Source organism: Flagellimonas lutimaris (assembly GCF_003581615.1).
In the GTDB taxonomy this organism is placed as follows: domain Bacteria; phylum Bacteroidota; class Bacteroidia; order Flavobacteriales; family Flavobacteriaceae; genus Flagellimonas; species Flagellimonas lutimaris.
Map to the genome: position 1 here is coordinate 823596 of NZ_QXFH01000070.1, position 13424 is coordinate 837019.

14 protein-coding genes are annotated in these 13424 nt (G+C 40.9%); 12 read left to right on the forward strand and 2 right to left on the reverse strand.

Going from position 1 to position 13424, the window contains the following annotated elements; all coding sequences use genetic code 11:
• Position 1: 1 nt before the first annotated feature.
• Entirely contained in the window at positions 2 to 1579 is a 1578-nt protein-coding gene (gene hutH / locus D2V08_RS08130; RefSeq protein ID WP_119607535.1) for a histidine ammonia-lyase, read from the reverse strand.
• Between the two features lie 73 nt (positions 1580 to 1652).
• Between hutH and D2V08_RS08135 the strand changes: the two genes are divergently transcribed.
• Together D2V08_RS08135 and D2V08_RS08140 are read left to right on the forward strand one after the other, a co-directional pair.
• Entirely contained in the window at positions 1653 to 2540 is an 888-nt protein-coding gene (locus D2V08_RS08135) for a LysR family transcriptional regulator (protein WP_119607536.1), read from the forward strand.
• 192 nt (positions 2541 to 2732) lie between these two features.
• On the forward strand, positions 2733 to 3287 hold the full coding sequence (locus D2V08_RS08140) for a nitroreductase family protein (protein WP_119607537.1): 555 nt from the start codon (positions 2733 to 2735) through the stop codon (positions 3285 to 3287).
• Here D2V08_RS08140 and D2V08_RS08145 read toward each other — a convergent pair.
• Positions 3284 to 3796: a DUF456 domain-containing protein gene (locus D2V08_RS08145; RefSeq protein WP_119607538.1), complete on the reverse strand. Its 513-nt coding sequence runs from the start codon at positions 3794 to 3796 to the stop codon at positions 3284 to 3286. The genes D2V08_RS08140 and D2V08_RS08145 overlap by 4 nt on opposite strands.
• 177 nt (positions 3797 to 3973) lie before the next feature.
• Here D2V08_RS08145 and D2V08_RS08150 point away from each other — a divergent pair, with 177 nt between their 5' ends.
• The 10 genes from D2V08_RS08150 (at position 3974) to D2V08_RS08195 (ending at position 13423) form a co-directional block, all read left to right on the forward strand.
• Positions 3974 to 4351, forward strand: a complete 378-nt coding sequence (locus D2V08_RS08150) for a hypothetical protein (RefSeq protein ID WP_119607539.1) — start codon at positions 3974 to 3976, stop codon at positions 4349 to 4351.
• A 110-nt stretch (positions 4352 to 4461) separates the two neighbouring features.
• Positions 4462 to 6687 (forward strand): TonB-dependent receptor, encoded by a 2226-nt coding sequence (locus tag D2V08_RS08155; RefSeq protein WP_119607540.1) that lies wholly within the window; start codon positions 4462 to 4464, stop codon positions 6685 to 6687.
• Positions 6688 to 6807: 120 nt separating this feature from the next.
• Positions 6808 to 7167: a BlaI/MecI/CopY family transcriptional regulator gene (locus D2V08_RS08160; RefSeq protein WP_119607541.1), complete on the forward strand. Its 360-nt coding sequence runs from the start codon at positions 6808 to 6810 to the stop codon at positions 7165 to 7167.
• Complete coding sequence (locus D2V08_RS08165; protein WP_119607542.1) at positions 7167 to 8822, forward strand: M56 family metallopeptidase; 1656 nt, start codon at positions 7167 to 7169, stop codon at positions 8820 to 8822. Before D2V08_RS08160 ends, D2V08_RS08165 begins: the two co-directional genes overlap by 1 nt.
• A 9-nt stretch (positions 8823 to 8831) precedes the next feature.
• On the forward strand, positions 8832 to 9968 hold the full coding sequence (locus tag D2V08_RS08170; RefSeq protein ID WP_119607543.1) for a tetratricopeptide repeat protein: 1137 nt from the start codon (positions 8832 to 8834) through the stop codon (positions 9966 to 9968).
• Between the two features lie 44 nt (positions 9969 to 10012).
• Positions 10013 to 10492, forward strand: coding sequence for a hypothetical protein (locus D2V08_RS08175; RefSeq protein WP_119607544.1), 480 nt, complete (start codon positions 10013 to 10015; stop codon positions 10490 to 10492).
• A gap of 1 nt (position 10493) precedes the next feature.
• Positions 10494 to 11048: a crossover junction endodeoxyribonuclease RuvC gene (ruvC, locus tag D2V08_RS08180; RefSeq protein ID WP_119607545.1), complete on the forward strand. Its 555-nt coding sequence runs from the start codon at positions 10494 to 10496 to the stop codon at positions 11046 to 11048.
• Positions 11049 to 11087: 39 nt separating this feature from the next.
• The gene (hemW, locus tag D2V08_RS08185) at positions 11088 to 12236 is read left to right on the forward strand and encodes a radical SAM family heme chaperone HemW (protein WP_119607546.1); all 1149 of its coding nucleotides are present in this window, start codon (positions 11088 to 11090) and stop codon (positions 12234 to 12236) included.
• An 83-nt stretch (positions 12237 to 12319) separates the two neighbouring features.
• Positions 12320 to 13072: a cyclase family protein gene (locus D2V08_RS08190; RefSeq protein WP_119607547.1), complete on the forward strand. Its 753-nt coding sequence runs from the start codon at positions 12320 to 12322 to the stop codon at positions 13070 to 13072.
• Positions 13073 to 13423 (forward strand): DUF4260 domain-containing protein, encoded by a 351-nt coding sequence (locus D2V08_RS08195; protein WP_119607548.1) that lies wholly within the window; start codon positions 13073 to 13075, stop codon positions 13421 to 13423. It begins immediately after the preceding gene.
• Position 13424 lies beyond the last annotated feature (1 nt).

Here is a 13424-nt window from a genome sequence, read left to right on the forward strand (position 1 = left end):
TTTAATACGTTTCAAATTCATCAAGATGTGGTGTGTTCCAAGAAAGATCTTTTTCTTTCATTACTTTTTCCACCAAATCAATGATCTCACGGTTTTGGATAATTTCGATTCCTATTTCGATGTCATCCGCAAAAACACGGTCGTTTTCGGCAAAAGCGACTTTTGTTCTCAGGAATGTATGGATTTCATCTAACACAATACCTGATTTTAGTGGTTTTCTGTATTCAAAGGCTTGGGCCGATGTCAACAATTCAATGGCAAGTATTTTTTCCACATTTTCAATAATGTTAAGCGCTTTTCTACCGCTAATAGACCCCATGCTTACATGATCTTCTTGACCCAAAGAGGTAGGGATGCTATCGGCGCTGGCGGGAAAACATAAGCTTTTGTTCTCACTGGCCAATGCTGCTGATGTATACTGAAGAATCATGTAGCCGGAATTGATTCCGGTATCGTTCATCAATAATTTGGGAACACCGGGGCTGTTGCCCTCGAGGGCCAGATAGATACGCCGGTCGGATATGTTTCCAATTTCCGAAGCGGCCAATGCGGCATAATCCAAGGCCATGGCCAAGGGTTGCCCATGGAAATTTCCTCCGCTAATGGTCAGTTCATCATTTATGATGACAGGATTGTCCGTTACTGAATTGAGTTCTATTTCCAACAATTCCTTGAGGTGGAGCCATGCATTACGGGATGCTCCGTGAACCTGAGGCATACAACGTAGGGAGTATGGGTCCTGCACCCGTTCGCAATCGATATGGTCTTCCAAAATTTCGGAACCTTGAAGCAGGGTTCGAATCCTTCCCGCCACATGTTGGTTTCCCTTGAAAGGACGAAGTTGGTGCAATTCTTCAAAAAAGGGCTTCATGGAACCTTGCAGGCCTTCGAGCATCATGGCGCCAATAATGTCCGCATGTCGAAGGCAATGCTGTAATTTATGTACTACCATTACGCCATGAGCAGCGATGAATTGGGTTCCGTTGATCAAGGCGAGTCCTTCCTTCGGTCCTAATTCCAATGGTTTTAGTTTGTTTTTTTCGAATAGTTCTTGGGTTGGAATGGTCTTGCCTTGGTACTGTACCTTGCCCAGTCCAATCAATGGGAGAAACAAATGGGAAAGTGGTGCCAAATCGCCTGATGCCCCTACCGAACCTTGACTTGGAACCACGGGAATGGCATCGTTTTCCAAATGCCAAAGCATACGTTGTAAGGTAGCTTCTGCAATACCAGAGTATCCTTTGGCCAAAGCATGGATTTTTAGAATTAGCATAATTTTTGCCAATTCCGTAGAAATAGGTTGGCCGACACCTACGCTATGGCTCTGCAATATGTTGGATTGAAGAATTTTGGTGTCCTCCTTGGATATTTTGGTGTTGCACAAAGGGCCAAATCCCGTATTGATGCCATACACCGTATCGCCTTTTTCCACAATACGCTGTACACGTTGGTAACTCGCATTTACATTTTTTAGGCATTCATCTGTAAAAACACCTTTTATGCTACCTTGGGCCAATCCCAAAGCTATGCTTGCGGTTAAATGGTCTTCACCAAATTGAAATGTTCGGTCTATCGCCATGTTTTTCTTTTGAATAAAATTACTAGTTAGGTTTAATAATCACCAATACTTATTTTTGTAACAATCAATAAGTATGAATTATCAAATAGAACTTCGACATTTCATCTATTTTCTGGCCGTGGCCGAGGAACTTCATTACAGAAAAGCCGCAGAAAAACTCTTTATTTCTCAACCAGGATTGAGCACGCAGATTAAACAGATGGAAGAAATTCTTGAGACCCAACTTTTTATCCGTGATAAGAAAAAGGTAAGCTTGACCGCGGCCGGGGAATTCTTGAAAAAAGAAGTGGAATTTATTTTGAATCACCTCGAACAGACCAAAAAACAGCTTAAACTTATAGGAGAAGGACATTTGGGAGAAGTTCGAATCGGATTTTTGGGTTCGGCCATGCAAAATGTGGTTCCCAATTTGTTGTTGGGTTTGAAGGAAAAGTATCCAACGGTGCATACCACTTTAGAAGAGCTTTCCAATCGGGCGCAGATCAATGCGATATTGGCCGACCGTTTGGACCTTGGTTTTGTACGATTATCCAGAGTGCCAAAAGGACTTGAAGTAAGACCTGTTTTTGAGGACACCTTTTCTTTGGTGCTTCCAGCGGAGCATTATTTGGATGAAAAGAATTTCAAAAACATTAATCAAGTGGCGGATGAAGATTTTATCCTGTTTTCTCAAGATTACAGCCCCATGTACTACGATACTGTTCTGAGTATTTGTGAAGATAGTGGGTTTGTGCCCAATGTTTCCCATAAATCGGTGCATGCGCAGACCATTTTTAAATTGGTAGAGAACAAATTGGGCATTGCCATTGTACCAACGACGCTTCAACACGGATTTCAGATGAAGGTGAAGTTCATCGAAATGAAAAAAATAAAACAGCGCGCTGTATTGAGCATGGTCTGGAAAAGGGATAATCGAAACCCTGCTCTTCAAAAATGTATGGATTTGCTTATGAAATTATGATGTGAACATTTTGGAGAGTAACTTTGGATTTGTCAATTCGAGTGATTTTTGGAGTGAAACGAAGAAAATAGTATCGAGAATTGAAATATAGGAAGCTTTGTTCTCGATACTTTTTCCAAAGGAAAAAACTCTAACTGACATTTCGTTTGCTATCTAAGTTTTGAAAGAAGAAAGATTTAACTTTTTATAATTATGATTTTTGATTTAATCAAGGAAAGGAGAAGTGTTTTTCCACCTCAATATACAGATAAACCTATTTCGAAAGAAACCCTGGAAAAGATTTTGGAAGCCGCCAATTGGGCCCCGACCCATAAAAAAACGGAACCTTGGCGTTTTAAAGTACTAATGGGAGAAAAGAAACAGGAGTTGGGTGCCTTTTTATCCAATAAATATCAGGAGGCAGACCCCAAGCCAAAGCAAATGAAAATCAAAAAACTGCAGTTCAACCCTTCCAATTCTGCTGCTGTTGTTGCCATTTGCATGCAACGAGACCCTAAGGAGAGTTTGCCAGAATGGGAAGAAATTGCAGCTGTCTCCATGGCGGTTCAAAATATGTGGTTGTGCTGTACAGAACTGGGTATTGGAGCTTATTGGGCCTCACCGGGCCTCATAAAGTTTATGGATGAATTTTTTGATATGAATGAAGGGGAAAGGTGTCTTGGATTTCTTTTTATGGGGTATTATGATGGTGATGTGGAACCATCAAGTAGAACCCCTATTTCTGAAAAAGTGGAGTGGTTGGACTAACTAAAGGTAAATAAGTCTCCAGCATATTTTATGGTAATGTAGACATAAAAAATGGCATACATAACGGTAACCACAAGTTTCATGAAGGTACCTGTTAAAAAGCCTAAAAACGAACCGAAAGCCGCCTTCATGGCGGTTTTTTTGTTGGCCTTGTTCAACAGTTCACCTACCAAGGCCCCAATAAATGGCCAAATGATAATGCCCAATGGACCGAAAATGGGAACAAAGATGGCCACAAGTAAGCCTATTATGGTACCCCACATGCCAGCTTTGCTGCCACCGAACCGTTTGGTGCCCATAGCGGGTATCACATAATCCAAAATGGTAATAGTAATTGCAATTATAAAAGTGATTCCCAAAATCCACCAATTATCGGGTACTGCTTTGGTTAAATAAAGCAGTAACAATCCAACCCAACTTATGGGCGGGCCTGGCAATACGGGCAAAAAACTTCCAAGTATCCCGACCAACATCAAAAGAAACCCTAAAATGAGTAGTGCAATATCCATGGTTGTGCTTTACTGTTAGACAAATGTAGCTGACAATTGTTACAAACAAAATCAAAATAAAACCCTACCCTTAATTTTTTCGTAGGTAAATTTGAAACCAATTACGAAGCTGTCGTGAAAACGAATAAAACACATAAAAAATTAAGGTTCATCCACATAGGGTGCACCGTGATGTGTATGTTTTATTTGTTAGGCCTTTTTAATGGTTTGGTATTGGAAGCCCTGCATGAAGTATCACACGTGTTGACTCCAAAAACACACCATCATAATTTTGTCTCGGACCACGAAGCCATAGATTATTCTTCGTTGGAAGCTATGGCAGGTCACTCCCACGAATCGTTAGAAGCATTAAAGGATTTATTGGAAGCCAATCATTCAGATGAGCAAGAATCCAAGAATGATATCAGTCTTCAACTGGATAAACATTTTGTGGAAGAAGTCCATATTCCATCGAACATAGATACTTCCATAACTAGTAAAAGTGATTGGGCATACCAAAGCAAAACTTCTTTTTGGTGCCAAGGTGTTAGTACGCCGCCTCCCCAACATAGCTGAAATAGGCTAGGCCAAAACTTTAAGGAACAGGTTCCATGTTTGAATGGAACTGGGTCTAGCATTGCTATTGTTCAAACTTATTTACACAAATCAAATTAAAAGACAACGACATGAAATATTTTATGGCGACATTGTCCATGCTGTTCATGGGCACAATCGCAGCACAAAACATAAAGGGAAAGCTGGTAGATGAAACTGGTTCTCCATTGGAAGACGCTGGTATTTTTAACAAGACCAGTGGTCAACACAGCCATACCGATGGCACAGGGCAGTTTGTTCTGGATAGAACCTCGGTAAAGGATACAATTTATTTTTCAAGATTGGGATATGCCACGCAAACCCGAGTGGTGAATCAAGCGGATTTACAAAATCCGTTGACCATAGTTCTTGAAGAGAGTTCTATTTCTTTGGACCAAGTAGTTTTGGTGTCAAAGGTGGATGCTTTGAGCAGGATAGTAGATGTGGATGTGAAAACTAATCCCGTAAAATCATCACAAGAAATTTTGAGGAAGGTTCCTGGCCTTATTATCGGTCAACACGCTGGAGGAGGAAAGGCCGAGCAGATATTTTTACGCGGTTTTGACGTGGATCACGGTACCGATGTGGCCATTAATGTAGGCGGTATGCCCGTGAACATGGTATCCCACGCACACGGGCAGGGATATGCCGATCTTCACTTTGTGATTCCGGAAACCATTGAAAACGTAAACTTTGGAAAAGGACCTTATTATGCCGATCAAGGAAACTTTAACACGGCTGGTTATGTAAACCTAAAATTGAGAAAAAGCTTGGACAAGAGTATGTTGTCCACCGAAGCAGGGCAATTTGGAACACGAAGATTTATGGGGATGCTCAATGTTTTGGACAATCAAAACAGCAATGCGTACTTAGCTTCCGAGTTATATTTAACGGATGGTCCGTTTGAGTCACCACAAAACTTTAATCGTATCAATATTTTGGGAAGATACCGATACGCGTTGCCAGGTGATCAAGAGTTGCTGTTGACCGCATCACACTTTACAAGTAAATGGGATGCATCAGGACAAATACCGCAAAGAGCGGTAGATCAAGGATTGATTGGTCGATTTGGCGCTATTGACGATACCGAGGGCGGACAAACGAGCCGAACCAATTTTGTATTGAATCACAGCAAAAACTTGGGTGCTGGTAAATCACTCAATACAATGGCTTTTGTTTCCCATTACGACTTTGAATTGTACTCCAACTTCACCTTTTTCTTGGAAGACCCCGTGAACGGAGATCAGATCAAACAGTTTGAAGACCGATTAATGGCAGGGGCGAAAACCGTTTTTCAGAACAATTCTGCCAGTTTGGGAGACATGGGGTTCAAATACAACGCAGGAATTGGTTTTAGATACGACAATGTGGACGATAACCAATTATCACATACGCTGAACCGTCAAGAATTGTTGGAGCGTTTGGCTTATGGTGATATCGATGAAGTAAACAGCTACGCATTTGCGGGAGCCGAATTCAAATCAGGGCAATTTACTTTTGAGCCAGCCGTTCGTTTGGACTATTTTAGGTTCGATTACATTGACAAAATGAGTGAACTGTACGATAGCCGTAGTGAAGAAAAGGTGGCTTTTAGTCCTAAGTTCAATACCATTTATAGTCCAACAGAAAACACCCAAATTTTCTTGAAAACAGGAATTGGATTTCACTCTAACGACACTAGAGTTGTGGTGGCGAACGAAGGCGAAGAAATTCTACCTGCCGCTTACGGAGTGGATTTGGGAACCATTATAAAACCAGTAAATAAGTTGGTGTTGAATGCCACTTTGTGGACCCTGTTCTTGGATCAAGAGTTTGTATACGTAGGGGATGCCGGGATTGTGGAGCCTAGTGGAAAAACCCGAAGAATGGGACTTGAAGTGGGAGCGAGGTACCAGCCATTAGATTGGCTTTATTTGTATTCTGATGCCAATTACACCCAAGTCCGTAGCACTGAAGCCGCCGATGGACAAGATTACATTCCTCTGGCACCCGATTTTACGATGGCAGGTGGTGTGACTTTGGGAGGCAGTCAAGGCTTTTCAGGAGGACTTAGTTGCCGATATATTGATGACAGACCCGCCAACGAGGACAATTCTATTGTGGCCGAAGGCTATTTTGTCGCCGATGTAACCCTTAACTATAGTGTAAACAACTGGACCTTTGGCTTGATTGTAGAAAACCTGTTCGATACCGAATGGAACGAAACACAGTTCGCGACAGAAAGCCGTTTATTCAATGAACCGAATTCTTTTGAGGAGATTCATTTTACACCCGGTACACCTTTTTATCTAAGAGGAAAGGTTACCGTTACTTTTTAAACAACTATCCTCCAGAATACTACACTGGGGGATTTTTAACCTATTTTTCAACTAAAAAATTAGTTTAAACTAAATATTTAGTTATATTTGTTTCGTATTGAACTAAAAAATTAGTTAAAAATGAAACAACTCACCAAGGCAGAAGAAGAGGTAATGCAGCTCCTTTGGAAAATTGAAAAAGGCAACGTAGCCTCAATTTTGGAGGAGTTGCCGGAACCTAAACCGGCATATAATACAGTATCCACTATTGTTCGGATTTTGGAGGACAAAGGTTTTGTATCCCACGAAAAAGTTGGGAAGGGACATGTGTATTTTCCATTGATGAAAAAAGAAGAGTACAGCAATCAGAGCCTTAATAAATTGATGGATGGATATTTCCAAGGATCATTTTCCAGCATGGTGTCCTTTTTTATGAAGAAGAACGATATCAGCTTGAAAGAACTGGAAGACATAATGAAGAACATCAAAGACAAAGAGTAATGATTACCTATATATTAGAATCCTTAGCATTTCAACTGGTCTTTTTGCTGGCTTACGACCTTTTTCTAAAGAAAGAGACCTTTTTTCAATGGAATCGAGCATATCTGTTGGGCACATTTGCCCTTTCCCTCATATTGCCTTGGGTAAAGATTGAGGCTCTACAAACTTCCATGCCCCAAGAGTTGGAACCCACAACGGTGTTTCTTGCACAGTTGAACGGAGTGGTGCTTGGCCCAGGCGTAGAAGAAACCGGTTTTCTGGAACGTATGCCTTGGCCATATTTGGTTTTGGGTGTCGGGAGTATGTTGGCCTGCATATGGTTTGCCTACAAATTGATTCAGATAGTAAGACTTCGTAATAAAAGTGCTGTTGAACATTATCAAGAATTCACAAAAGTCATAGTGCCCAAAAGCACCTCGGCCTTTTCTTTTTTCCGAAATATTTTTATGGGAGAAGAAATCAAAAAGGACAACGAGGCCAATATCCTGGCCCACGAACTGGTGCATGTAAAACAATGGCATTCTTTGGACTTGCTCTTTTTTGAGTTGGCCCGAATCGTCTTCTGGTTCAATCCTTTGGTGTATATCTACCAGAATAGGCTTGCGGAGCTTCATGAATTCATTGCCGATGAAAAAGCCGTCAAACAAAATAAAACCGCCCATTTTGAAATGCTGTTGTCCGAAGCATTCCATACGCAGAACATCAGTTTTGTCAATCAATTTTTCAATAAATCACTAATCAAAAAGCGAATAGTCATGTTACAAAAAAAGAAGTCGAAAGCCGTTTGGCAGTTAAAGTATATATTGTTGTTGCCCATTATTTTAGGAATGTTGGTCTACACTTCCTGCGTGACAAATAAGGAAGATAATGAGTTTGAACCGGAAGAAGGAGTCTCCTTGACTAGTGCGAACGAGATTCCATTTGGGGTTATTGACGAAGTGCCGATATTTCCTGGGTGCGAAAATGCTGAAGACAAAAGAGCCTGTTTTCAAGAAAAAATTCAGGCGCATATACGTAAAAACTTCCATTATCCCGAAGCGGCTCAAGAGCAAGGTATCCAGGGTAGGGTAAGTGCAATTTTTATAATTGATGTAGAAGGAAATGTAGTGGACATCAAAATGAGGGGGCCGCATGAGCTTTTGGAAAAAGAAACTGAACGCATCTTGGCCAAACTACCGCAAATGAAACCAGGAAAGCATGAAGGTGAAGTTGTTAACGTACCTTTCTCCATTCCGATAACCTTTAAGCTTGACGATGGTGACCAAGCCATCAATAAAGAAATTCAAAAGTTTGGTGATCGCGGAGATGGTTGGGTTCCGTTTACGGCGATTGATGAGGCTCCTGTTTTTCCAGGATGTGAAGATGCTACGGACAAGCGAGCTTGCTTTTTGGAAAACGTACAAAATCATGTACGTAAACATTTTAGATATCCTGAAGAAGCACAAGAACAAGGAATTCAAGGTAGAGTGGCCATTATGTTTGGTATAAATGCAGAGGGCGATATAGTGGATATCAAATCAAAGGGGCCAAGTCCAATTTTGGAAGCGGAAGCCCAACGAATAATTACAAGATTACCCAAAATGGAACCCGCCAAACAGGATGGAAAACCTGCAGACGTGATTTTTTCCATTCCTATTACTTTTAAATTAAAATAGGCCTATATCTTGAAGAAGATATTTGTTCTCTTTCTGTTGATACTTTTTAAAGCCGGTGCGCAAACATCGGCTTTGGTCGTTGCGGATAGTCTGTACGTTTTGGGAAATTATGCCATGGCCATTAATGAGTATGCTAAGGTTGGTAATGATAAATCGAGTATCCAAATTGCTCGGGCCTACAATGCTATAGGCAATTATGATAAGGCCATTGCCCAATACAGGGCTATTTTGGATAAAAAACCTGAATTGGATTTAGCTCGGTTCGAGCTGGGCAAGTTGTTGCTTAAAACCAAAAAATATGAGTCTGCAATGGAAGCATTCAAAACGTTGGTTTCTTTAAAACAAGAAAATCCTGAGTATTTCTATTATTTGGGCAGAACTTATGAATCTTTTAAAGAAACTGACAAAGCGAACCAGGCATTCAAGAACGCTGTGGAAATGGACAGTACCCATTTACGAAGTTTATATGCCCTGGGCAAATATTATGTGGGTCAAGAAATCAAGGATTCTGCACTGGTTTATATAGACAAAGGCCTACGGTTTTATGAAGATGATGTGGCCATGATCAACTTGAAGGCGTTGGCTTTTTACAACAACGGACAATTCCAATTCGCCATTCCCCATTTTGAGCGATTGTTGGAATTGGGCGAGGAGAAACCTTTTGTTTTCGAAAAGCTCGCCTATTGTTATTTTCGAAACTGGGAACCGGAAAAAGCATTGAAAACCTACCACAAATTGAGCAAATTTCCTGATAAGCTGGCGGTTGCCTACTCAGGTCTGGGCGAGGTATACTTCAAGGAAAAGGAGTTGGACAGTGCGCAATACTACATCGAAAAATCCATCAAGGAGAGCAAGGCTTTCTTTCCGCAGGAATATGCAAGCCTGGGTCGCATAGCGCGATTGAGGGGACAGACCAAAAAATCGCTGGATTACTATGTAAAGGCTTGGGAGGAGAACAAGGATAATTATTACAATTATTATCAAGTCTGTCTCTTGGCGGACGAATACTACAAGGATCCCAAAACTCGACTGAACTATTATGAAAAGTTACTCGAAATGTACCCTGATTTGGTTCCTTGGCTGAAGGAGTGGGTCAAAAACCGTATCACCGAGATAAAAGAGGAAATCCATTTTGTCGGCAACTGATTTCTTCAAAATATCGTAATTTCAGCCAAATTATCGGGGCTGTCATGCAGAAGTTTGTTTTGTTAATCATTTTTATGGGTTTGCTCGTATCCTGCGAGCTGTTCGAGTCCAAGGAGGACAAGACCCAAAAATTGGTGAATGAGGAACTTTTGGCCATCGATTGGAACGATGTGGACCAATACCCCCTTTTTGAGGATTGCGACGAAACCGCACCCAAAGATGCCCAGCAGGAGTGCTTTCAAAACGTGATCACCGAGTATTTTTCCGAAGCGTTGGCAGGACTCAAATTTCAGGTTCGAAACGATATGAACGATACGGTCTATATTGATTTTCTTATTGATGAACACGGTTTTATTTCCGTGTTGAACGTGGAGGAAAAGACATCCGTGCTCAATGAAATCTCGGATTTCAATACCAAAATCTCCGAACGTTTGAACGATTTGACCACCGTAGCACCTGCATTAAAGAGAGGAAACCCGGTAAGCTTGCGTTTTAGGCTTCCGCTGGTACTAAACACCTATTAATTTGGCAACAGAAAAAATTATATTGGGCATAGATCCTGGAACCACCATTATGGGTTTCGGTATCATCAAGGTGATCAACAAACAAATGCACTTTGTGCAAATGAACGAGTTGATGCTCCGAAAGTATGATGATCCCTATGTAAAGCTCAAACTTATTTTTGAGCGCACCATAGAACTTATCGATACCTATCACCCAGATGAAATTGCGATTGAAGCTCCTTTTTATGGAAAAAATGTGCAGTCGATGCTGAAATTGGGCCGCGCCCAAGGAGTGGCGATGGCCGCTGGGTTATCCAGAGAAATTCCGATTACCGAGTATATGCCCAAAAAGATAAAAATGGCCATCACAGGGAATGGGAATGCTAGCAAAGAGCAAGTGGCAAAAATGCTTCAGAGTGTCCTAAAATTAAAGTCATTGCCTAAAAATTTAGATAGCACAGACGGTTTGGCTGCCGCAGTTTGTCATTTCTACAACGAAGGTAGGGTTGAGGTCGGAAAAAGCTACACAGGCTGGGAGGCTTTTGTAAAGCAGAATGAATCAAGAATCAAAAAATAATAATTGTTCATTGCTAACTGTTAATTGATCATTGATTGAATGAGCGGAATTTATATCCACATTCCTTTTTGCAAGCAAGCTTGCCATTACTGTGATTTTCATTTTTCCACGCAATTGGGAAAAAAGGAAGCTATGGTCAATGCTATTGTCAAGGAGCTGGTATTGCGCAAAGCTGAGGTGGATGATCAAGTGGAAACCATTTATTTTGGAGGAGGCACCCCATCGGTTCTTACCTTGGAAGAAATGGAGCGATTGATCCAAGCGGTATATGACAATTACAAAGTAATTGACCGCCCAGAAATCACTTTAGAAGCCAATCCCGATGATCTGGTGTCATCTCGAGCGGAGTCGAGAGATTTCTTTTTGGAATACAAAAATGTTGGTATCAACCGTCTCAGTATAGGTATTCAATCTTTTTTTGATGAAGATTTAAAGTTGATGAACCGTGCCCACAATGCAGGTGAAGCGGAACAATGTATCCAAGCAGCTATGCAGTATTTTGATAACATCACCATAGATTTGATTTACGGAATCCCCGGAATGGACAACGAACGCTGGAAATCCAACATCCAGAAGGCGTTGGATTTTGGACTTCCGCACATTTCCAGCTATGCATTGACGGTGGAACCCCGAACCGCCCTTAAAAAATTCATTGAAAAAGGAGTCGTTCACAATGTCGATGATGAACAGGCACAGGAACAGTTCCATATTCTGGCAGATATGTTGGAAGCCGAAGGTTTTGTAAATTATGAAATCTCCAATTTTGGCAAACCCGGATTTTTTTCCCAGAACAACACAGCCTACTGGTTGGGCAAAACCTATTTGGGGGTTGGCCCATCGGCCCATTCTTTTGATGGCAAACAAAGAAGTTGGAACATCAGAAACAATCCAACCTATATCAAAAAAATAAACGAAGGTGAATTGCCTTCGGAAATTGAAACCCTTTCCAAAACGGACAGATACAACGAGTATGTGATGACAGGCCTACGAACCATTTGGGGCGTGGATTTGGATAGGATAGCATCGGAATTTGGAGAGAATTATCTTAAATATCTCAACCAACAAGCGGCTAAATTTCTGGAGCAGGATTTTCTGGTTCTGGAAGGTGGAAAATTGCTCACTACAAAAAAAGGCAAGTTTTTAACCGATGGAATTGCTTCCGACCTTTTTATGGTTAATTTAAAGTAGTAAATTGTCATTTCTGTGAAAACAGGTGTCCATGAAGTAGAATAGATTCTCAATCGAGTTGGGAAAACAAAAAGTAACAAAATTTGATAGCCTCAATAAAACACAACTCTCGAAACTATAAAATAGACCTGACCAAACCTCTTGATATCTCCATTGCTTTGCAGGATGGAGATAAAAATGTGAATGCTTGGTATTTGGACCCACCAAAAATTGCACCGCACAAACAAGATGGCTTTGTGGGAAAAGTTTCTGAGGGAGCTCCGGTAAATTTCAATGATATTTGGTTCAATCCGCATTCGCATGTAACGCATACCGAATGTTTGGGACATATATCTGAGGAGTTCAATTCCATCAATAAAAAACTGAAGAAGTTTTTCTTTTTGGCCGAGGTAATTACCGTAGCTCCCGAACAAAAGGGAGATGATTTTGTCATATCAGAAAAGCAAATAAAGTACGCTTTGGGAAACAAAAAAAGACAGGCTGTGGTCATTCGGACCATTCCCAATCTGGATTATAAGCGTTCTAAAAAATATTCGGATTCAAATCCACCTTATTTGATGGAGGAAGCCGCCAAGTATTTGGTTAAAAAAGAGGTAGAGCATTTGCTTATCGATTTGCCATCTGTGGACAAGGAAAGGGACGGCGGAGAACTATTGGCGCATAAAGCTTTTTGGAATATGGGTGGAAAACGAAGAACAAAAGCTACCATTACCGAGTTTATTTATGTGCCCAACCCTGTGGAGGACGGCACTTATTTTCTGAACCTTCAAGTGGCACCTTTTGAGAACGATGCTAGCCCAAGTAGACCGGTTCTTTATAAAATTGAAGATAAGTAGATGAAAACAATACTTAAGTTAGAAGAGGTAATGATGCTTTCATTGGGCATTTATCTTTTTAGTGTATTGGATTATGCCTGGTGGTGGTTTTTGGTTTTGATTTTAACTCCGGATATTGGCATGGTCGGTTATCTTTTCGGAAATAAAGTGGGTGCCCTTTCCTATAATTTATTTCATCATAAAGGCTTGGCCATACTAATTTACCTTGCTGGTATCTACTTTTCAATACCTTTATGTCAGTTAATTGGTGTGATTTTGTTCTCGCACTCGTCTTTGGACAGAATGTTAGGCTATGGATTAAAGTATGATAAAGGATTTAAGTTTACCCATTTGGGTGAAATAGGTAAATAAC

Coding starts and splice junctions, on each gene's coding strand:
- D2V08_RS08155 (WP_119607540.1), top strand. CDS start 4,462: ATGAAATATTTTATGGCGACATTGTCCATGCTGTTCATGGGCACAATC.
- D2V08_RS08145 (WP_119607538.1), bottom strand. CDS start 3,796: ATGGATATTGCACTACTCATTTTAGGGTTTCTTTTGATGTTGGTCGGG.
- D2V08_RS08140 (WP_119607537.1), top strand. CDS start 2,733: ATGATTTTTGATTTAATCAAGGAAAGGAGAAGTGTTTTTCCACCTCAA.
- D2V08_RS08195 (WP_119607548.1), top strand. CDS start 13,073: ATGAAAACAATACTTAAGTTAGAAGAGGTAATGATGCTTTCATTGGGC.
- hutH (WP_119607535.1), bottom strand. CDS start 1,579: ATGGCGATAGACCGAACATTTCAATTTGGTGAAGACCATTTAACCGCA.
- D2V08_RS08135 (WP_119607536.1), top strand. CDS start 1,653: ATGAATTATCAAATAGAACTTCGACATTTCATCTATTTTCTGGCCGTG.
- D2V08_RS08160 (WP_119607541.1), top strand. CDS start 6,808: ATGAAACAACTCACCAAGGCAGAAGAAGAGGTAATGCAGCTCCTTTGG.
- D2V08_RS08175 (WP_119607544.1), top strand. CDS start 10,013: ATGCAGAAGTTTGTTTTGTTAATCATTTTTATGGGTTTGCTCGTATCC.
- D2V08_RS08165 (WP_119607542.1), top strand. CDS start 7,167: ATGATTACCTATATATTAGAATCCTTAGCATTTCAACTGGTCTTTTTG.
- D2V08_RS08150 (WP_119607539.1), top strand. CDS start 3,974: ATGTTTTATTTGTTAGGCCTTTTTAATGGTTTGGTATTGGAAGCCCTG.
- hemW (WP_119607546.1), top strand. CDS start 11,088: ATGAGCGGAATTTATATCCACATTCCTTTTTGCAAGCAAGCTTGCCAT.